The 20,537-nt window shown below is 40.6% G+C and carries 15 protein-coding genes and 3 pseudogenes; 13 read left to right on the top strand and 5 right to left on the bottom strand.

Annotated elements, in window-relative coordinates:
• Window positions 1-71: 71 nt before the first annotated feature.
• Complete coding sequence (locus ABJE44_RS02915) at window positions 72-671, bottom strand: peptidylprolyl isomerase (protein ID WP_348109863.1); 600 nt, start codon at window positions 669-671, stop codon at window positions 72-74.
• A gap of 300 nt (window positions 672-971) precedes the next feature.
• On the opposite strand from ABJE44_RS02915, the gene ABJE44_RS02910 reads away from it, so the two are divergent.
• From ABJE44_RS02910 to ABJE44_RS02890, 5 genes and pseudogenes are all read left to right on the top strand, one after another.
• A complete protein-coding gene (locus tag ABJE44_RS02910; protein ID WP_348109861.1) occupies window positions 972-8,210 on the top strand; it encodes an FG-GAP-like repeat-containing protein in 7,239 nt (2,412 codons plus the stop codon).
• A complete protein-coding gene (locus ABJE44_RS02905; protein ID WP_348109859.1) occupies window positions 8,191-8,685 on the top strand; it encodes a hypothetical protein in 495 nt (164 codons plus the stop codon). Before ABJE44_RS02910 ends, ABJE44_RS02905 begins: the two co-directional genes overlap by 20 nt.
• A 128-nt stretch (window positions 8,686-8,813) precedes the next feature.
• A pseudogene (locus ABJE44_RS02900) lies at window positions 8,814-9,272 on the top strand (transposase); the annotation flags it as partial.
• Window positions 9,273-9,370: 98 nt separating this feature from the next.
• Window positions 9,371-9,484: pseudogene (locus tag ABJE44_RS02895) on the top strand (transposase); the annotation flags it as partial.
• A 97-nt stretch (window positions 9,485-9,581) separates the two neighbouring features.
• A pseudogene (locus ABJE44_RS02890) lies at window positions 9,582-9,725 on the top strand (transposase); the annotation flags it as partial.
• A gap of 202 nt (window positions 9,726-9,927) precedes the next feature.
• On the opposite strand, the gene ABJE44_RS02885 reads toward ABJE44_RS02890, so the two are convergent.
• Together ABJE44_RS02885 and ABJE44_RS02880 are read right to left on the bottom strand one after the other, a co-directional pair.
• Window positions 9,928-10,152, bottom strand: coding sequence for a hypothetical protein (locus ABJE44_RS02885; RefSeq protein ID WP_348109857.1), 225 nt, complete (start codon window positions 10,150-10,152; stop codon window positions 9,928-9,930).
• 414 nt (window positions 10,153-10,566) lie between these two features.
• Window positions 10,567-11,538, bottom strand: coding sequence for a hypothetical protein (locus tag ABJE44_RS02880; protein WP_348109855.1), 972 nt, complete (start codon window positions 11,536-11,538; stop codon window positions 10,567-10,569).
• A 161-nt stretch (window positions 11,539-11,699) separates the two neighbouring features.
• On the opposite strand from ABJE44_RS02880, the gene ABJE44_RS02875 reads away from it, so the two are divergent.
• The 5 genes from ABJE44_RS02875 to ABJE44_RS02855 all read left to right on the top strand — a co-directional run bounded on the left by ABJE44_RS02875 (window position 11,700) and on the right by ABJE44_RS02855 (window position 15,812).
• Entirely contained in the window at window positions 11,700-11,897 is a 198-nt protein-coding gene (locus ABJE44_RS02875; protein WP_348109853.1) for a hypothetical protein, read from the top strand.
• Window positions 11,898-12,084: 187 nt separating this feature from the next.
• Window positions 12,085-13,623: an IS21 family transposase gene (gene istA / locus ABJE44_RS02870; RefSeq protein ID WP_348109851.1), complete on the top strand. Its 1,539-nt coding sequence runs from the start codon at window positions 12,085-12,087 to the stop codon at window positions 13,621-13,623.
• Window positions 13,620-14,387, top strand: a complete 768-nt coding sequence (locus ABJE44_RS02865) for an ATP-binding protein (RefSeq protein ID WP_348109849.1) — start codon at window positions 13,620-13,622, stop codon at window positions 14,385-14,387. Before istA ends, ABJE44_RS02865 begins: the two co-directional genes overlap by 4 nt.
• Before the next feature lie 2 nt (window positions 14,388-14,389).
• Entirely contained in the window at window positions 14,390-14,872 is a 483-nt protein-coding gene (locus ABJE44_RS02860; protein WP_348109847.1) for a hypothetical protein, read from the top strand.
• Window positions 14,862-15,812: a tyrosine-type recombinase/integrase gene (locus ABJE44_RS02855; protein ID WP_348109845.1), complete on the top strand. Its 951-nt coding sequence runs from the start codon at window positions 14,862-14,864 to the stop codon at window positions 15,810-15,812. The genes ABJE44_RS02860 and ABJE44_RS02855 overlap by 11 nt, the downstream gene beginning before the upstream one ends.
• Window positions 15,813-16,018: 206 nt before the next feature.
• Here the strand turns inward: ABJE44_RS02855 and ABJE44_RS02850 are convergent, their stop codons facing one another.
• Window positions 16,019-16,579, bottom strand: coding sequence for a heat-shock protein (locus tag ABJE44_RS02850; RefSeq protein ID WP_348109843.1), 561 nt, complete (start codon window positions 16,577-16,579; stop codon window positions 16,019-16,021).
• Window positions 16,580-16,715: 136 nt separating this feature from the next.
• Here ABJE44_RS02850 and ABJE44_RS02845 point away from each other — a divergent pair, with 136 nt between their 5' ends.
• Window positions 16,716-17,837, top strand: coding sequence for an RHS repeat-associated core domain-containing protein (locus ABJE44_RS02845; protein ID WP_348109841.1), 1,122 nt, complete (start codon window positions 16,716-16,718; stop codon window positions 17,835-17,837).
• A gap of 594 nt (window positions 17,838-18,431) precedes the next feature.
• Here the strand turns inward: ABJE44_RS02845 and ABJE44_RS02840 are convergent.
• Window positions 18,432-19,415, bottom strand: coding sequence for a hypothetical protein (locus ABJE44_RS02840; protein WP_348109840.1), 984 nt, complete (start codon window positions 19,413-19,415; stop codon window positions 18,432-18,434).
• Between the two features lie 176 nt (window positions 19,416-19,591).
• On the opposite strand from ABJE44_RS02840, the gene ABJE44_RS02835 reads away from it, so the two are divergent.
• Both ABJE44_RS02835 and ABJE44_RS02830 read left to right on the top strand, forming a co-directional pair.
• Window positions 19,592-19,888 (top strand): hypothetical protein, encoded by a 297-nt coding sequence (locus tag ABJE44_RS02835; RefSeq protein ID WP_348109838.1) that lies wholly within the window; start codon window positions 19,592-19,594, stop codon window positions 19,886-19,888.
• 245 nt (window positions 19,889-20,133) lie between these two features.
• On the top strand, window positions 20,134-20,313 hold the full coding sequence (locus tag ABJE44_RS02830) for a hypothetical protein (protein WP_348109836.1): 180 nt from the start codon (window positions 20,134-20,136) through the stop codon (window positions 20,311-20,313).
• Window positions 20,314-20,537 lie beyond the last annotated feature (224 nt).

Raw genomic sequence — 20,537 nt, 5'->3', positions numbered from 1 at the left:
ACTAGTGGGAATAGCTTAAATAAGTAGAAGGAACATAGATTAAATGATTCAAAAATTACCGCCTTGCCTTTTTAAATAGGAGGCAAAATGGTAACTTTTTTAAGTATCACTGGTTCAACAGGCACATCTGCCCAACCATATTTAGGATCGAAGTCTGTTTCAACCGCAACGATTTTATCTAGTACTTCATAACCTTCCATTACACTGCCAAAAACAGTATAGCCCCAACCTCTTCCGGGATCTAAACTCTCGTTGTCAGCCATATTAAAGAAGAATTGGCGGTTGGCTGAGTGTGGGTCGTTTTCTCTAGCCATAGTAATGGTGTACATGTCGTTTTTTAGACCATTACCCGATTCGTTTATTATTCTGCCAAAAGACGGTTTTTCTACAAAATTGACATCGTAGGCCCCACCTTGAACTACAAAATCAGCAATAACCCGATGAAACATAGTGTCTTCGTAGCTACGCTTTTCTACGTAGCGCAGAAAATTATTAACCGTAATGGGTGCTCTTGAGCGGTTCAATTCAACAATAATATCTCCCATAGTGGTTTCCATTTTCACTCTAGGATAAAAGTTATCGGGTTGAATATGAGAGCCGTCTAGTTTGGACTTAGCAAAGCTGACTGTAGTGAGAATAAGCGAAGATAGAATAAGTAATACTTTAAGCATAGAAAGTTGACCTTTAAATACGATGATCATTTAGTAGCAGATAAAATACTGAATTTTTTACTGGTTGCAATAGCTGATGATTACTCTTTTATAGTTTCAAATGCAGAAAAATATAAAAAATCAAGGTGGCGATAAGGATAAATATTATTATTTTTCATGGTGTTACAGGTTTTTTTATTTAATTGGTCAAAAAATAAACATGGTAAGGTGTAATAAATTTCACTTTTGGGTAGTATACAACTCTACCCAAGCCATTTCCCCGTATTCGGCTTATTGATAATAAGATAAAGGAATGCCCCAATGCGACTTCGTCTAGTTAACTCACTTTTTGTTGCTGTTGTTTTTTCTTCGGGTGCTTTTGCTTCGACTTGGGTTCCTATTAACGTCGGTGAAATCACTACCTTTGTTCCTTTACCTTCTGTCGAGGAACTTGAAATAGGTAGTTTTAGTAGTAACAGTTCTGTGTCTATCCAAGTTGGATCTACTGAATCTACCCAAGCTTATTATTTCCGTCAGTTAGATAGTTACGGGCAATATGGAGCGTGGCAATGCCAAACCGCAGATGTTGTTGCAGCCAATAGCGACTCATTAATAATCGACGATGTTAGTGCCGGTGTATACAGCTATCAGGTATCGGCTTGTATGACAGGTGATGGTTGTGAAATTGACTCCTTTGAAAATGGTGCGCTCGCATGCTCAGAGACTATCGCTACAGCCAGTATAGAAGTATTAGATAACAGTGGTACACGCACGCCAAGCGTATCTAGTAGTTTGCAGGAATTTGTAGGTACGACTGCCGCTCAGTTTAGAGTCGATGAATCAGGAGCTGCGACATATAATGTCCCAATTGCGCTGCCATCTGGTACGGCCGGCGTTCAACCCCAAGTCAGTCTAAGTTATAGCAGTCAAGGTGGTGACGGTTATATGGGACGTGGCTGGAATATATCAGGTATGGGGGCAATATCCCGTTGTCCAAAAACTTATGTGCATGATGGTGTGATAGATGGCGTAAAATTTGCGTCCACAGATCGCCTTTGTTTAAACGGTCAACGTCTTATTCTAGACGGCAAAAGTGATGATAAAACTACCAGCGATGCAAATTATTGGGCGACTTCAGCTAGTTATCATACCGAAGTAGACACCTATACTTATATTAAACCTCATTATTCAGGCTCGGTTTTAAAAGGCTTTACCGTACAAAATAAAGCAGGTGAAGTGCACTATTATGGCAGTACCACAGGAATAACTGGTAATAGTTTAGTTGATGAAGCCTTGTCGGTAAGTTTTAAAACTCGCTCTGATGTTACGGATACAGGCGAAGACGCTTTTGTACAAATCGCTAGTAATGCTAATTTGGCTAAAATGTGGGCGCTCAAAGCCATTAAAGATGTCAAAAATAACTATATTTTGTATCGCTATAATGAGTATGCCTCTTCCGGTGAGCACTATATTGATGAAATTCAATACACAGGGAACACAGATCAAAGCTTACTTCCCTACGCCAGAGTTAAGTTTCATTACGAAGAAAATAGTAAACAAAAATCCGGCTGGCAAGCAGGAGAGCCAGTATCTTTAACTCAGCTATTAGATAAAGTCGAAGTCATAATCGATGACGCTCAGTATCGAGAATATAATTTAGCCTATTACACATCAGATTTTCTAGAAGAAAAAAATTATCTCGAATACATAACCGAGTGCGTAGATGGTGAGTGTTTAGTGCCTCTTAGCTTTGAGTGGCTTAAAAGAGATCCCGTTACCACTGATACCAGCAGTGCTTGCTATGATATTGGAGAAGAAGAGGATTATTGTTTCGATAAGGCCGATGTTGATGCATTTGAGCCATTTACAACTTCTAGTACGTCAGCTACAAGTACTAGCAATCCTTTCACGGCTAAGGTTTTCGATATCAATGCTGACGGCTATGCTGATATTGTTTATGTCCAAAGTGGCGCTTGGAAAGTTAAGTTAGGCCCAACTTTTAGTACAACGGAAACCTTGTACTCAGGTAAAACCAATAAACCGGAGTATGCCCTTATTATGGACTACAACGGTGATGGGGTGCAGGACTTGATGGTGGCTAATAGCACCAGTGATAACTGGACTATATTGAGTTACAACACTACTTTTGAGACAGAACAAGTAATCTGCCCTAGAGGTTGTTACAGTTATACCGCTGACACGAGTTATAAAGTTACGAGTATTCCAGCAACTGGGCTTGAAGGTAAAACACAAATTCTAGATGTAGATGGCGATGCCTTAACCGATATTGTCATGGCGTCAGGACAAAACTTGATTTATTACCGTAATAAAGGCGACGGTACTTTTGAAAGTAGTACACCTATTATTGCTTTAAATACTAGCTCTAGTCTTGCTACTTTTAATGAAGGTATAACTTCTCGCACCGGCAATTTAAAAAATGCAAGTGCACTAGATGTTAATGGGGATGGTCGTTCGGATATCTTATTTGAACGGGCAACCACAACGATGTCATGTCGATATTACCCAAATGTGACGTCAGGCTCGGAATGTGAATCTTTATGGGATGGTGATAGTACCAAATGGGAAACAAAAACAACGTCTAACTGGTATTTATATGTTTCAACTGGCAACTCGTCTTATACAGAGCAACAAGAGGTTGCTCCGGGCGGTACAGAACCTCGTGTCGTTGACCTAAACGGTGACGGGTTAAGCGACATCATGTGGCTGTCTGGTAACAATTGGAAATACAGATTGTCTAATGGTTTACAATTCATGGATGAAAAGTGGGCATTTAAAGATGAAACATCAACTAAATTATATACCGTATCTGATAGTCATGATTACGCATTTTTTATTGATGTTAGTGCCGATGGTCGTACTGACTTATTGATGCCATATGATAACGCTACTAATTGGACTACCTACTTTTCTCGTCCATTACCGGGCAGCCCTGATGAAGTAATATTTGAAAGTCGTGGTACCTATTCGTTTGATAAAAGCCGCAGTTTTCAATTTGGTGATGTAAATGGAGATGGCAAGCTCGATTTTCTTCAAGCCGCTAGCGGTGGTAAATGGTATGTGCACAAAGGTGGGTTAATTGGCCAAGCAGAAGACGTAATAGACACCTTCGATAACGGCTTTGGTGTTCAGACTCAATTGGTATATGGCAATATTACTGACGAAAATCTTTATTATGCTAAAGATTCGAACAATCGCTATGACAGCAGTGGTAATGAGCTCAGCGATTACTTTAGCCCTAAAAGTGGATACTTTGCAGTAAAAAAAGCAACCACAGATACAGGTGATAACAGCTCAAATAGTGTTCAGTATCAATATGGTGGTTTGCTACTCCATAAAAAAGGCCGTGGTATGCTAGGTTTTGAGCGAATACGCACTCTAGACTTACAAACTTGTACAACAAAAGAAGAAGACATTTCCGTATTTGATCCTGAAACTGACAGTGATGTTGAATATACAGTCGATGTTCTAGATGACACCACTTGTATGACCACAGAGACGGTTTACGCCCAGCACTTCCCGTATACTGGCATGCCTCTAAGTACAACCCAAAGCTTAGGCGTTAATGGTGAGCTCATCAGTGAGGCGACCAACACACTAGACCAAAAAACGACCGCCAACTCAGCGATATTTCCTTATATTGAGTCTTCTTCTGAAACGTCTTATGTGCTGTCCGAAGATTTAACCAGCTCAAGCGCATTATCTATCACAGATAGTACTTTTGGTTATGATACCTATGGTAATTTAACTAGCTCATCCAACACAGTAAAAGACCCGTCTTCTCCTACGTCAGATTACCTAACGACTGTCACATTCAATACCTACGGCACTACAGATAAGTACAAACAACTAGGTAGATTAACCAATACCTCAGTTGAAAAAACACTGCATGTTTCAGGCAGTGCTATCGCCATTTCACCGGGCAATAGCATCATTAATCGTACTTCTAGTTTTACCTATAATGGCGACTTAATGTTAAAAACTGAAACCGTTGAACCCGATACCGCCAGTGTAAAATTAGTGACTACCCATGGATATGATAGTTTTGGTAATAAAATATCTAGCGCTACTGTGGGCGCAGCAGGCGAAAACGCTAGCCTACCCCAAACCCGTTCATCCAGCTCTAGCTATGATTCAACTCGAGGACGATTCCCGCTTACCAGCAGCAATGTATTAGGCCATACCTCTGAAGTAGAATATATAGGCACCAAAGGGGGCGATAAAGGGCGCATTAAGCAAATAATTAGCACAGGTGCCAATGGCATTACTAAAACCACTGAGTTAGATGAATTTGGCAGCGCTTATAAAACCACTATCACAGGAGAAGGGGCGAATGACCCTTCACTAGTTAGCTATACCTATAGTGTGTTTTGTAGCACCTCCGGTGTGACTTGTGCTAACAGTGATGCCTATATTCGAGTGATTGAAGCCTCGGCAGGCGCACCCGAAACACAAACATACATAGACAAATGGGGGCGCACAGTTGAAACCCGTGTGAAAGCATTCGATGATACGTGGACTGTCAGCAGTCAAACTTATAATAGCAATGGCATGCCAGAAACAACATCTGAGCCGGGCAAAAGTGCAGCTTCTAGTTATGTCACCACAATTGAATACGACCGCCTGCGCCGTGTGATTAAAGAAACCAAACCCGTTGGAACTGTCAGTCGCACATATGACGGCGCGACGACCACCACAATTGCCGAAACCGGGCTAATTCAAAAAGAAACAAGCAATTACCTAGGGCAAACTAGTCAGGTTATCAGCGCAAATGCAACCAATGCACAACAAAGTAAACTGGTTTACCACTATTCAGCCACAGGTGAGTTGCTTGCCGCTGATGTATATGCAGGTAATACCTTTAGCCATACTCAAGTTACCAACTATTACGATGACTATGGCCGTAAAACCAGCATGACAGATTTAGACAAAGGCACGTGGAGCTACGCATATAATGCCTTTGGAGAAATGGTCAAACAAACTAATAGTAGTAATCAAAATACTATTATTACCTACGATACACTAGGCCGTAAAATCAACAGCCAAGACGACGACGGCTATACCGATTGGCAGTATGATAACCATGACTCAAGCGTCAAAGCCAAAGGCAAGCTCAATCGTGTGCGCTACTACAAAGGGCAAAGTAGCGCCAGCGGCACTGCTAATTATCAAGAAAGTTATATTTATGCCAGCCACGGTAAGGTGCTGTCTACGGATATACTGATAGACGGAGAGAGTTTTACTATCGAAAACGGTTACGACGAATTTAACCGCCCTTACTTAACCGCTTACCCTGCTAATAACTTTACAGTCAAGCAAACCTATACCAGTTTGGGGTACCCAGAGTCGATAGTTAACGCCACACAAGGGCATCGTGACTATGGCGTAGCATATGAAACCATCACCGCTATGAATGCCAGAGGGCAAATTACCAGTAAAACTTTGGGTAATGGTGTGGTTGAATCATTGGGCTATCAAGCTACAACAGGTTGGCTGTCGTCACTGGATGTGGCAAAAGGTGGCACCCTTCATCATGCATTAGATTATACTTATTATAATAATGGCAACCTGAAGAAGAGAACCAACAACTTTGCTTATGGCAGTGCTGCTGATGACTTTTTTGAAGAGTTCTTCTATGACGGTTTAAATCGCCTCGATTATAGTAAAAAGACCATTCAAGGCAGCGCGGTAAATGAAGATTATAGTTATGATGCCCTAGGGAATATAACTTACAAGCAGGGCGCAGGCTATTATAAATATGGCGGCACGCGGAAAAACCGCTTACTAGAAGTGTGGTCTGGTTCAGGCTTCACTGGCACTAAAACCCACGATTTTGATTACGACGCCCGCGGCAATATTACCGATGATGGCACCCGTACCTTTGATTACACCTCTTATGATAAGCCTTACCTTATTACCAAAGGCAATACTAGTACCGCGTTTTCTTATGGACCCAGTCGCGCTATGTATTTCCAGCGTTTAACCGTAAATGGCGCGATTACAGACACCCTTTATGTAAAAGGCTTATACGAACGTACACAATTATCAACGGGTGTCACCGAGCATAAATACCATGTGGGTAGTGTCGTTATCACAGACCGTTCAAATGACGTGAACGATACTCTGTATTTGCACAAGGATAATTTAGGCTCTACCGTCAGCATTACTGATGCAGATGGCGTCATTAAACAGCACTTTAGTTATGATGCTTGGGGTAAGCAAACTGCCTTTTATGCTCACTCTAGTCTGGTCTCTTACATCAGCCCTGCAACTAGCCAAGGATACACAGGGCATAAAATGCTCAATGATGTGGGGATTATTCATATGAACGGTCGGATCTACGATCCAACTTTGGGTCGATTCCTACAGGCCGATCCCCATATTCAGGCGCCAAAGAATTCGCAGAGCTATAACCGTTATTCATACGTGTTGAATAATCCGCTTTCTTATACTGATCCTAGTGGTTATTTTTTCGATAAGCTGTTTAAGTCTATCAATAAAGCATTAGGAGACTTTGCGCCGTTTGTAGCTATTGCAATTGGGGTTCTCGCAGGGCCGTGGGCTGCGCAAGGTTTCTGGAATGCGGCACTGGTTGGGTTCGCCTCTGGAGGCGTAGCCACAGGGAGTCTCAAAGGTGCTTTAATTGGAGCATTTTCAGCAGGAGTATTTCAGCAAATAGGTGCCCACTACAAAGGGCTTGGCGCTGCAAACGTTAAGAATGGCGTAGATGGTTTGACAAAATTTGGTGGTAACATGTTGACGTCTACTCAGATTGCGGGGCAAATAGCCAGTCATGCAGTAGCAGGAGGTGTAATATCTACGCTCAGTGGCGGTAAGTTTGGCCATGGTTTCTTCAGTGCTGGATTTACTAAAGGTGTCGGAGGTGCATTTTTACCCGCAGGTAGTGATTTGACGTCAGGTGAGGTATTCGGTGGTGCGATATTGTCTGCCGTATTAGGGGGAACTGCATCCGCAATATCTGGCGGTAAATTCGCCAATGGTGCTCAAACAGGAGCTTTCCAATTTTTGTTCAATCAAGCATCTCAAAGAAGATCAAATTCTTTTAGTGCCAAGGGCGAGGCTAAATTAAAAAGCCTTGAAGGAGGGGCACGTTTACTGCCGTATGATGACCAAACTGGCCAAACGATTACTTCTTGGGTTAAAGGTGCAACAATAGGGTACGGCCATTTAATAAGTCAAAATGAATGGGCGTTGTATAGTGGCGGCATAACCCAAGCTCAGGCAAACGCTCTGTTTCAATCCGACATTGCGCCTTTTGTTGCAGCTGTAAATAACAGTCTTAGTGTTAATGTATCTCAGCAGCAGTTTGATGCTGCTGTAATTTTAGCTTATAACATTGGAGTTTCTGGGTTTACAAACTCTTCTGCACTGGCTCTGATAAACAATCCTGCTGCTACTACACCGTATGCAAATCTTGAAACCGCATGGAAAGCTTGGAATCAATCACAAGGTGCGGTGAGTCAGGGGTTAATAAATAGAAGAAACGCCGAATGGGATATCTATGCAAATGGTAATTATTAACTTAAAAAAAACAGCACTAGTCTTTTTATTGCTGTTTTTCGTGAATGGTTGCACATTTGCTAAGGAGAAGGCCGAAAACTGTACAGGTCATAAAATTGATCACTTTTTAGGTAAATACCAAGTTACTTCCGTCGTTAGATACCGGGGAGGTTTAACTACAGAGGTTCAAGCGAATAGCAAACTGAAAAGCATACTAATTATTGATCTCAATTTATTTGATATGGCTGGATTTGCCGCATATGAGTCAAAGATTGATTTCCGATGTGTCAGCAATGTGAGTGAAGGTGAAGTTCCAGTTGAGAAGTTTAGTAGCTTTTATGGATTGAGAAGTGATAGAGAAGTAATTGAACTAATGAAAATTGCGCCGCAAATAGAGGGCGCAACCGGAATACCTATACAATTTGAAATTGTAGGTGAGGAACTATGGTATTTGTTTGATGGCTGGGTTTATAAGTATTCTAAAAGTAATGCTTAAAATAGTAGGTGCACCCTCTTTTGAAACGGGACATTTAAAGGGACACCCAAGATAATTTGAAAATTTCTATTACTGGTCTATGTTTTAAGTAAGAGGTTGCGATAGATTTAATCTAATTCGGAGGCTTTATGACCCAGAAACGAGCGAGTTTAGTGTGTTTGACTGACACTTGTTATTACCACTGCGTATCACGTTGTGTGCGTCGTTCGTTTTTGTGTGGTGTAGATAAGTATTCGGGCCAAAACTATGAGCATCGCAGAGGCTGGGTAGAAGAAAGGTTATTGTATTTATCATCGGTGTTTGCCATTGATATTTGTGCGTTTGCCGTTATGAGTAACCATGTACATGTAGTGTTGCATGTGGATGTAGACAAAGCTTTGAGCTGGACAAGTAAAGATGTGCTTGATGTGTGGCATAGCTTGTACAAAAGTACCTTACTGACCCAAAAGTTTATGCGAGACGAACCTTTAAGCCAAGGAGAGTTAATCACCTTGGATGAAACCATTGCTGAGTATCGCAGGCGTTTACACGATATCAGCTGGTTTATGCGTAATCTTAATGAATTTATTGCCCGTGAAGCAAACCGCTTATTTAAAGGGACACCCAAGATAATTTGAATATTTCTATTACTGGTCTATGTTTTAAGTAAGAGGTTGCGATAGATTTAATCTAATTCGGAGGCTTTATGACCCAGAAACGAGCGAGTTTAGTATGTTTGACTGACACTTGTTATTATCACTGCGTATCACGTTGTGTGCGTCGTTCGTTTTTGTGTGGTGTAGATAAGTATTCGGGCCAATATTTAAAGGGACACCCAAGATAATTTGAATGTTTTTAGTACTGGTCTATGTTTTAAGTAAGAGGTTGCGATAGATTTAATCTAATTCGGAGGCTTTATGACCCAGAAGCGAGCGAGTTTAGTGTGTTTGACTGACACTTGTTATTACCACTGCGTATCACGTTGTGTGCGTCGTTCGTTTTTGTGTGGTGTAGATAAGTATTCGGGCCAAAACTATGAGCATCGTAGAGGCTGGGTAGAAGACCATATTTAAAGGGACACCCAAGATAATTTGAGTATTTCTATTATTGGTCTATGTTTTAAGTAAGAGTGTTTGTGTTTTAAGGGGACACCCAAGATAATTTGAATATTTCTATGAATCAATGGGGTCGTAGACGTTGATTTGCCTTTGGCTTCAAAAATTGCCATTAGTTAACCAGCAAGCCCCGAAAGGGGCTTTGTTGTCAAATATCCGTTAGCAGGCTGATTTCGGCCTCGAATTTTACATCTTTTAATTGCCCTAATGTTCTTCGGCTATCTGGGGTTATCCTCTCAATGAATTCTGGGTGAGCTGGATTTATTCCGTAAAGCGTATTGCCTTGCGCTAGCAAGTCTTTGCTTAACTTCCCAGATTGACTATCTTGCTCGACCTCTTCGGAAAGTGCCATCACATCTAACGTGCTATTCATAATTGCTCTCCTCGTACCTTAGCTTCCTCACGTCCTCAATATCAATTAATTTGCACTCAAAAGTATGGGCTTTGGCAAAAGCAAAAAGTACTTCACTAGCCATTGCTGTCGCTTCGATTTTTATCGCAGATTTACAATATGGCATGGGAATCACCTAAAGTTGTAATACAAAAAGTATAGCGCAGCATCACCAAATCGTCATGGCTGTAGAGAAAATATAAAAATGAGGTAGTAGGCCTAATTAATACAACAGTGGTTCGTTTGTTTGCATTGGGTGGTTCACCTTATCGAGTATCGTGCTCCTAGTTGGTAGTTGATGTGGTTCATTTTGAAGATAATATGCAGCTGCATATTCTCAATAAATGCACCACTTGTTCTTTTTCTGTGAACCAGTGTTCTCGCTAAGGTGGAACACTATGCGCAAGTGGATGAACCATTTATAGATTGCCATCTTCGGAGGATTTCATTTTTTGTATCTATATTGAGATTACGGATATCTGCCGGATGGAAGGTAGCTAATGTGCAAATTGAATCCTGTGGGGTGATGGTTTGATGTACTTGTTTAGACAACCAATCAGCCGCATTTTGATAAGCCACTATAAAATGGTTTAGGTCTTCATTGCTAAAAATGTCAGAGAAATACATTGGACTTGGTTTTTCCAAATAAGCTCGTTTCTCAGGTGTGTAGGCAAAGTCTTTTGGATAGTGTTTTCGACTGACATGAGTTGCGTTTATTGCGGATTCAATCACTTTGAGAAATTCCCAATGATCCAACAATGGGTATTGAAATGCTAAAAAAACCAGTGTGAATTTGAATGTGCGATGTAAGTCATGCAGTGGAGGATGGCGGTTAGTTTTTGATAACTCGAACATATATAAAAGTAGGTGTGCAGTCATTTGATCTATATCACTGCATTTTTTGAGATCACTACAGTAGTTTTTTATACACGTTTTGACGCTAGTCTTATTGTTACCATTGTATTTTTGATATTGCTTAAAAAAAGAAATGAGTTCGTTTTTATCCTTAGTTGGATTTGCCAGTAAACGCCATAAAGGATGGTTGAGTGTTTGAATTGCTAGGCTCGACACCTCTCCGATAGAACGGATTTTACTGTGTTGTTTTAACGGTTGGCCGTTGAGTTTTTTTCTATAGAACCCAGACTCTCGCTCTTGCCATAAACGCTCAGTGTTATATCTATCACTAGATTCAAGTGCATCTAGCAGTCCACCAATTTCATCTACCTTTTGGTCACGCATAAGATCGTAAATACATGCCTGTGTTGCGAGCTTTTTGAGCGGACTAGGTAGTGACGAATAGATAGTAACAACATCTGGCATGCAAATGTTAGGGATTTTCACGTCATAGCTAAATCTAATAAGTGTCATAAAAACAACTAGATAGTAAAAAAACATACTGATTTCATAAGTGTAGGATAAAAAACAGACAATTGGCTAGGCTTAGACTTCCTTAATCAAATGAGACAAGAGGTGACTAACTGACAAAAGCAGAAATAGAGCTATTAGCTCGTGCATTGGAGAAAGACTTATTGGAATTGTATGGCTCGCCTTTGATATCTGGAGAAAAGCTTAGAAAAGCCTTGGGATATCGGAGTATGGATGCAATGCGAAAAGCCATTGTGAGAAAAACACTTCCAGTAAAGACTTTTACCATCGTAAATAGACGAGGAAAATTTGTGTTAATCAAAGATATTGCATTTTGGTTGGCCACACAGTCCCGTCAATAACTTTAAATTGTATTTACTAGGTCGTACAAAAAAGCCTCAAAGTTGACGCTTTGAGGCTTTTTCTGAAATTGTCGATTTTCGTGCCGACAAATTTAGTGTAGTAGGCCCCAATAAAAATGCAAGTGATACCGTCGTGTTTTTCACTCGCTGGGGTAAAAGTGTACGTCCTCCAATATTGGAGATAATCATGAAAAAAAGTAAACAGTTTGTAGAAATTATTAGATTAAAAAACGAAAGCCCCCTTAGTGAAAGAATGATAGGCAGGATTGTAGGCGCTTCACATCAGACGGTAGGTCGCTGCATTAAACGATGGAAGAAAAGTGGAATTAGCTTAGCTGAACTTAAGGAATTAGAGCCTGAACAAGTGATGACTATTCGCTTTCCTAAAGCTGGTAGGAGACATCAAAATCATCGCATTCCAAATTGGGAAGATATGTGCAAAAGATTGCAGCGTAAAGGAATGACCCGTCGATTTTTTTACTTAGAGTATGCCGAACAAGATAGCAGCACCGCGATGAAATACTCTACATTCTGTCGAGAGTTTCGCAAATATTGCCAATCGCAAAAGTTGTCAATGAAACTCACTCACAAAGCAGGTGAGACCGTTCAATCGGACTATGCAGGAGCGACCTTGGAATGCTCGTTTGCAAGTAAGCCAATTCAATTTTTTGTAGCGACGTGTAGCTTCTCTAGTTTAATTCATGTCAGAGCTACCCCTCGTCAAACTACAGATGACTGGATATGCGGCCACATTAGTGCATTTGAGTCGTTTGGTGGCCTACCTGAAATTATTGTGCCAGACAACCCTGCACCAGTGGTGTCGAGTGTGCGTCCGATATTAACCTTAAATCCAAAGTTTGAAGCATTCGCAAATCATTATGGCGTGACAGTCTTACCTGCTCGTCCCGGTCATCCGCAAGATAAAGCGCTAGGAGAGTTATCTGTGAAAATTTTCACTCAGAGAATTCTACCTATACTGCGCCAGCACAAGTTTGGGTCGTTGGAGGCACTGAACAAATTTCTGGCCAAGGAGGTGGATAAATTTAATCAAGAAAACTTCCAAAAACGAAATGTATCTAGGCAGGAGCTATTCGATAAATTTGTGAAGCCCATACTCAATGAATTAACACCCACACGGTTTGAACCCATAGTGACTATTATGAATGTGACTATTCCTAGTAACTACACCGTTTTGTATGATGAGCATTACTATTCTGTGCCTTATCGTTATGCACATAAGCTAGTGCAAGTCCATGTGTATGCCACTCGAATAGAAGTATGGTTTGGACATAAATTGATAGCACAGCATAGCCGTAGTTTTGAAAAAGGTTGCTTTACCAAGGAAAAAGGACATTTACACCCTGACCATTTGTGGTTCGATGATAAGCCTTTGGCGCACTATGAAGAGTGGGCAACAGAGACGTTTAATTCTGATGTTGTTACCACTTTCATTAGACATCTATTTACATCTAAATATACGTTATCTAGACGTGGAAATCAGCACTGCCGAGAATTTCAAAAGCTGTGTAAAAACGCTGAAGTAGACGACGTTATTGGTGCTTGTGCATATGCTATTGCTCACGGTCATGAGAACAACTGGAATATGTTTAAACATATTCTGAAATCAGGTGTGTTTAAGTCGTTACCAGCAACCTCCAGTTCTATTCCGTCTAACAGTATCATTCGGGGCGGTCACTATTTTGAAAATGCAGGGGTGCAGCTATGATATTGCCACCACTTGAAAACAAACTAACAGCACTTAAGCTCACGACTGTTGCTAGTTGTATCGAACAATCTTGTAAGGATGCAAATATTGATTTGCTATCAATTACCGATTTGCTTGAGTCTCTATTAGATAAACAAATCGAACACAATAGGGCGGTTTCGGCGACTCGCATGAGGCGCTTTGCAGCACTGAGATGGCCAGATGCTACGTTAGCCAATTCAGCAGAGTTGCGTGCAGTAATAAAGCCAGCGGTTTTTACTCATATTCAGTCATGCGGTTGGTTGGATCAGAAGGCGCATGTTCTCATTGAAGGCCCAACTGGAAGTGGCAAAACACATTTAGCGTGTGCTATCGGTAACGAGGTGATTGCGAATGGATTTCGCGTCCAGTTTTTTCGATATCGTGATCTACTTATTCGCTTGGTAGCGGCAGAGAAGGAAGGTGAGCTGCGAACAATGCTTAGAAAGTTACTCAGGATTGACGTCATAATTATAGATGATTGGGTATCCGATAAATTGACTCATGAAGAACAAGCCGTGTTGTTTGAGTTTATCGAAAAACGCGAAAAAAGAGCATCTTTAGTAATTACCACTCAGTTTGAAACAAAAGTGCTTCACAAGGCTGTTGGTGGAGACACAATAGCGGATGCGATACTCGACCGTATCGTACCCATGTCTTATCGTTTATCACTCAATCATGACATCGCGTTTAGGAGCATAAAGGCAACGTCTGATGTTAAGAAAAAAAGTGCAAAAGGAGGCTGAGAATGTTTGATGATTTTTCTATTCCAGAATACGAAACCATGATGAGTATGGTAAGTAGCGATGGCATATTACTGACTCAGACTTTTGATTATTATCATAATCAGTTGATGGCTAACGCACAGGTTTGTAGTCAGTTGACAGAGCTTGGCCTAAAAGAGCTAAATTTGGTGAGTGGAAAGTTTGGTTATTGCGATCGTACTCTCAATCGTTATATCAATCGCTCAGTAACAGACGAGGGAGGAGCCTTTCGAGGTTGCTTGCAGAGACTAGCGTTAATTAAAGATACTGGACATGAATTATTTCGTGGTTGTGTAGTAGAGCCAATTTTTAATGATGAGGCTGAGGTTATTGCTGCATGTGGAGTCAAGCTTGCTAAACGAGTGAGGCGTAATGCCCCTCAAGCAATCTACTGGTATCGAAAAGATGTGTACACAGAATTGATGCGGTTTACATTAACAGAGCTAGGGGGGCTGCATGTTGATTAAACCTGATACTAATTCTGTTGAAAATTGTGTTTGTTATTATCTTCAATATTGCAGAGCAAAAGACCAAAGCGAAAAAACGGTTAAAGACAAAGCGTTTAACTTGGCTTTATTTGCACAATGGTGTTGTATCGCTAAAATTGATGATGTGCTTAACATTAATGTCGATGTGTTAGATAGTTATCAGCAGTATCTAAACCAGTACCGTAAGCCACAGAGCGATGAGCCATTAAGTAAGGGAACCCGTAGGAATCGCTTAACCGCTGTGCGTGTGTTTTTACGCGCATTGTTCGTCAAGGATATTATTCCTAACAATCATTTTGAAAAGTTTGAATTGCCAACATTAGGGAGACGATTACCCAAGCCCGTTTTGAGTGAGAATGAAGTACAGAAAGTGCTCAATCAAACGTCTTTTTATGGACAAACGGGAGTGCGTGATAGAGCCATTATGGAAACCTATTATGCTTCTGGTATTCGGCGATTTGAATTGGGTGAGCTAACGGTAGACGACATTGATTTTGAGCAATATCAACTTCGAGTATATCAAGGTAAGGGAGGCAAAGACCGTTATGTGCCTTTTGCTAGAAAATCCTGTTTTTTAGTTTATCGATATTTGAGAGAAGTCAGACCTAAATTAGCCAATAAGCATTCAGGTAAAACATTGTTTTTGGCGAATAACGGCAAACCGTTTAGACCAACGCAGTTATCAGAGTTGGTAGCCAAATACATTAGACTAGCTGACATAAGAAAAGGTGGTGCTTGTAACCAGTATCGTCATGCAGCCGCCACTCATATGGTCGATAGAGGTGCTGACATTCGGCATGTTCAAGAATTTCTAGGACATGCTGATTTATCCACTACTCAGGTATATGTGCATGTGAGCATGGCGAAATTAAGGGAAGTGTATAGCAATACTCATCCAGCAGCGTTATCTAATCAATAATATAATCTTGACTTATCTTAGGGGGAAGTACGATAATATGCACATAGCGTGTACTTTATTGTGCCGTTAAGGATGCAGCAGACATGCGAAAGCATGACATTCCATTACCTATATGGTCGAGGCGGTGCCGGTAAAGATGTTCTGAATACCAAGTTAATTCTTGGCGAAGGCTCCCTTAAGGGGGCCTTTGTTACATCTGGCACTTGTTAATTTGCTGGCCTAGGTAATTTTTTATTTCTGAGCAATGCCCAAGCAATCTTCTCAAACTTCACTTTCTTGATTTTACCCAAGCCCTTATCCAGTAAATATGCACTCTCGACATGTAGGCGTAGTTTTTTCTGACTACGGAAAACAGAAAAAACTATCTGGTAAACAATTTCATTACCTTGGGGATCTGTAAACGTTGCACTGCAATAGTTGTCATAGCCACCATGATAAACAAACTGCTCTGGTAGCGTTCTGATTATTTGCGGAAGACTTTTTGATAAGTTATAGCGACCAATGTGAAAAGCTCGTCTGTCTTTAGGTGATGGATACTGTGAAACCGAATTCTGGCCAGCCTGAGTAGTATGCTCATCTTTAGTAAAACAATGGTGTGAATAAGTGATATAAAATTTATAGCAGATATCAGCTTGTTTACTGTCTTGGTAAGTTATCAATTCAGCATCAAGGTGCTCCAAACAAAACACTTCCCCAGTCACATGTGTATGCGGCGACCAACACTGAACTTCGTTGTCTGCTAAATTGAATTTTTTCTTTATTGTCATACTATCGTTGTTTAAATTTATTTATTCGTTAGTTTTGAAAACGCTTTGCTTTCGGCAATGAATGCATAGTACACAAGGGGTTGCACACTTGGCTAGGTCAATCCCGACTTAGTGAAATTTAAGCCGATTAATTCATATGAACGGTCGGATCTACGATCCAACGCTGGGGAGGTTTTTGCAGGCTGATCCGTTGATACAAGCGCCTAAAAATAGCCAGTCTTACAATAGATATAGCTATGTGTTTAATAATCCAATGTCTTACACTGACCCTAGCGGTTACAGCGCCTGGACTAAATTTAGAGATAAAATATTAAAGCCTATAGCAGTGATTGTAATCAGTGTCTATTTACCAGGCTCTACCGCAATTTGGGGAGCTGCTGCCGGAGGATTTGGAGCAACTGTTGCCACGGGGGCGTTGGCTGGCTATGTAGCGACAGGTTCTCTCAAAGGAGCATTAACAGGTGCGTTTACGGCTGGGGTATTCTACGGGGTCGGGAGTGCGTTTGGTAATGCTGACGTAGCATTTGGTTCTGCAAAACACTTTGGAAAAGTATTAGCACACGGTATGACGGGTGGAGTCATGTCTGTACTTCAAGGTGGGAAGTTTGGTCATGGTTTTGCATCTGCGGGCATGGCTCAATTTGCTGCTCCTGGAATTGATGGTATTGATTCGACAACTAGCGGCATTAGTGCTCAGCGAGTTATAGCTGCTGCTGTAATTGGAGGAACTACCTCAGTAATTACAGGAGGAAAGTTTGCAAATGGTGCTGTAACTGGGGCGTTTTCTAGAGCGTTTAATGATGAACTTCATTACAATGGAAAAAAACTTACATGGAAGGATGATGACGGCAATACCGTAAAAGAGTGGGATGCTGCGTCAGGGCGGCCAGGATCTACTACCGCTGATCAAGACGAGGTGGACTACGGGCCTATTCCCGAAGGTGACTATTTGTTAGAACAAGATCAACTACAAAACTGGGCTGATGTACCTGGTGGAGATAAGTTACTCTCTCTTATCGGACGCGGGCCTTGGCCTGGTGGCACAGGTTCATGGGGAGAACATCGAGTCTGGGCAACCCCCGTAGCAGGTACGGAAACCTTTGGAAGAAGTGGTTTCTCAGTTCATGGTGGATCAACTGCAGGATCTGCAGGGTGTGTCGATTTAACTATACATATGAATAGTTTTACTAATCAATTTAACACTTATTTTGAACAAAACCCCTTTAGACAGAACATACCATTGAAAGTCGATTATTGAGAAATGAAAATTATAAATTCAATTGTATATATGGTAGCTACTTTAATGATTTTGATTGGAGGAGTTAGTGTTTTTAGCTTCCTCTTATCACCAGAATTATATAAATTTGGTAGTGAGGTCAGTGGACTCATGTACCGTTCTTCGGATCATTATTTATTTGCTAATTTTTTACTTATAGCTATTGCAGTTATAGCAATACTGTCTCTGTACAAAGGTTTTCGAAAGGTTGCGTTTTCCTCTGTAGCAATCAATTTCTTAATGCTTCTGCTTTAGAATAAAAAGGGTCGTAGTAAATTTAAGTAAATTCTGCAAAAGCTCGGATCGAAGGGGCAGATCACTTTGATTTTGTTCATTGTCCCGCAAGCTCTATCAATAGATAGGGCTTTTCTTTGTCTGACGTGGGCAATATCACCAGAGCCTCAGGCAGGGCATACCGGTAGAAGTGGTCAGTCGTTGCAAGCGGGACGGGCAATTTGTGGCAGTGCCACTAGTTGGTGACACCGGTAAACTTGCCTAATATCGCTGGTATGTTTTGCCTAATCAAACCAGAATGAGTTGCCTACCAAACTTGCTGTAGTGCCTATTACTGGTCAGTTAAAACTCAAGAATATAACTATGTTTAAGATATTTACGGGTATTTGTACTAGTGCATGCTTTGGTTAATCTTTGTAACAAAGAGTCTGAGTCTGGCGGTGAGCACTCAAATGCTTTAACAATATTAGTTAAACCAAACTCTACGACCCAAAATAAAAATATTAGTTTTGTCTCTTTTGTATCAGTCTTTATTGATAACTGATAAGCGTATTTCAGCAGTTCGGCATTGATTTCATCATAACCTGTAAAATCGTTGATGCATTGTGGCGATTTAAAGGCATGTCTAAAGTGTGTATACATCAGTTGACGTGTTGCTGGAAAATAACGCTCTGTAATAAAACGATGCTTATCAAAAAAGTAGGTGTCCATAAAGTGGTATAAAACCTCGCGAATCGACAGAAGTGGATCGAAGTAAGACAACCTCAAAAAAAGAAAGTGTACCTCCCATTTTACCTTTACATAGGCGTGCCATTTGTTGAGTAATTCCATTTCTCTGAGTAGCATAATCAGGCAAGCTAGTGCATCCAAATTGTTTTCCATGCTGATGCGAGAAAGCTGGTCAGTATGACTCCAATATTTTCTGGTTAGGGTGTTGATGTTTTTATCAAGTTTGAATAAGCGTTGCTGAAAGCTCGGTTTTAATTGGTGCATGTATGCGTGTACGTCATGTAATGAGGCATCTGGGTTTTCCAAAATCAACCAAAGGGGATGGTTTAATACCTCTTTTACCCCTCTGTAAGCTTCGTATTTATCAATATGTAGGATAAGTGATTGGTCTTTTATACAAGATTCTCCTCTTGCGTATTTATAAAATGTCCTTGAGTAACTTTCCCAATATTGTTTATTGGGTATTTTGTGTGACTTTTTGAACGTTTTTTCAATCAGGCCAAGTGACAACCCACCCGAACGTTCAACAAGTCCAGCCACATAAAGTTGTGTTGCTAGTTTTCTAACAGTCTTCAAGTTTTGGCATTTTTTGCTCAAGTGCCGCCCCTCAAAATTTCGCATACATTTATGCGAAATTTATGTTGTTATCTCAATTCATTGATATTTCGATAATAAAATTATTTTCGCGATTAAAAACTGTGTCCAAAAGCTCAAAAATTAGACACTAACAGGTTATCCAAAAACCAGCGTAAAATCTAAAGGAAAAGTCACGGTTGGTTATAAACAAAAAGGTAGATAACACATTGAATGAGATTGAGGTGTTCGCTGAAGCGTTAGAAAAGGATTTATTAAAACTGCATGGTCCTGTTATAACGGGAGAGCATTTACTTAAAGCGTTGGGATTTGTATCTCAAGAAGCGCTGCGCCAGTCTATTGTAAGAAAGACGGTACCTGTTCCAGTGTTTAAAATGGAGAAAAGGCGTGGGTACTTTGTGTTAGTTAAAGACGTTGCCTGTTATTTGGCTAAAAGTCGTTATGAAAGTAAAAAAGGAGGTGAAATGGAAAAATAGACACTGAACTTGAAAATAAATAACACTATCACCCAAGACCAGAAAGCAAAAAAGCTTAAGAGGTAGGACTCCCAAGCTTTTTTAGTGTTTGCCGATTTTGACGCCGACATCCACATAATAGTCTTTCCGCACAAAATTTCAACACCTGTTTTTCAGGTATGCGTGCGCGTGTCTTGAATTTACTAAATTGGTTTAGCTATCACTTCGAATGGTGATGGCTAAACATGACCTATTAAGGCTCGACAATGAAAATTCAAACTAGAAAAGAAATGGTGAGACAACTTCTGACGACTGACTATTCTAACCATCATATCGCCAGAAATACCGGCTTAGCGCCCAATACAGTGCGTAGGCATAAACTTTTACTGAGTCGTATGCTTTTGGATTGGCAGCAAATTTCGCATATGACTGACGAGGAAAACTAATCGGGGTCAGATGAACATTAAATTTAGTTTTGAAGCAACACAAATAAACAAGACACCCATTTTTAAAGTTAGCTAAATCACAGCCCAGCTTCAAGGTTGAAGTGCACCACCTTTACTAAGCTATTAGTTACGGAGGTGTACTATGGGAATCCACTATTCACATTTATCTAATTTTGAACGCTGTCGTTTATTTGAGTGGTATCACTATCAGAAAAAATCGATAC

It is taken from the genome of Paraglaciecola sp. (assembly GCF_039942875.1).
Taxonomy (GTDB): Bacteria; Pseudomonadota; Gammaproteobacteria; order Enterobacterales; family Alteromonadaceae; genus Paraglaciecola.
This window is presented reverse-complemented; position numbering and strand designations above follow the sequence as displayed.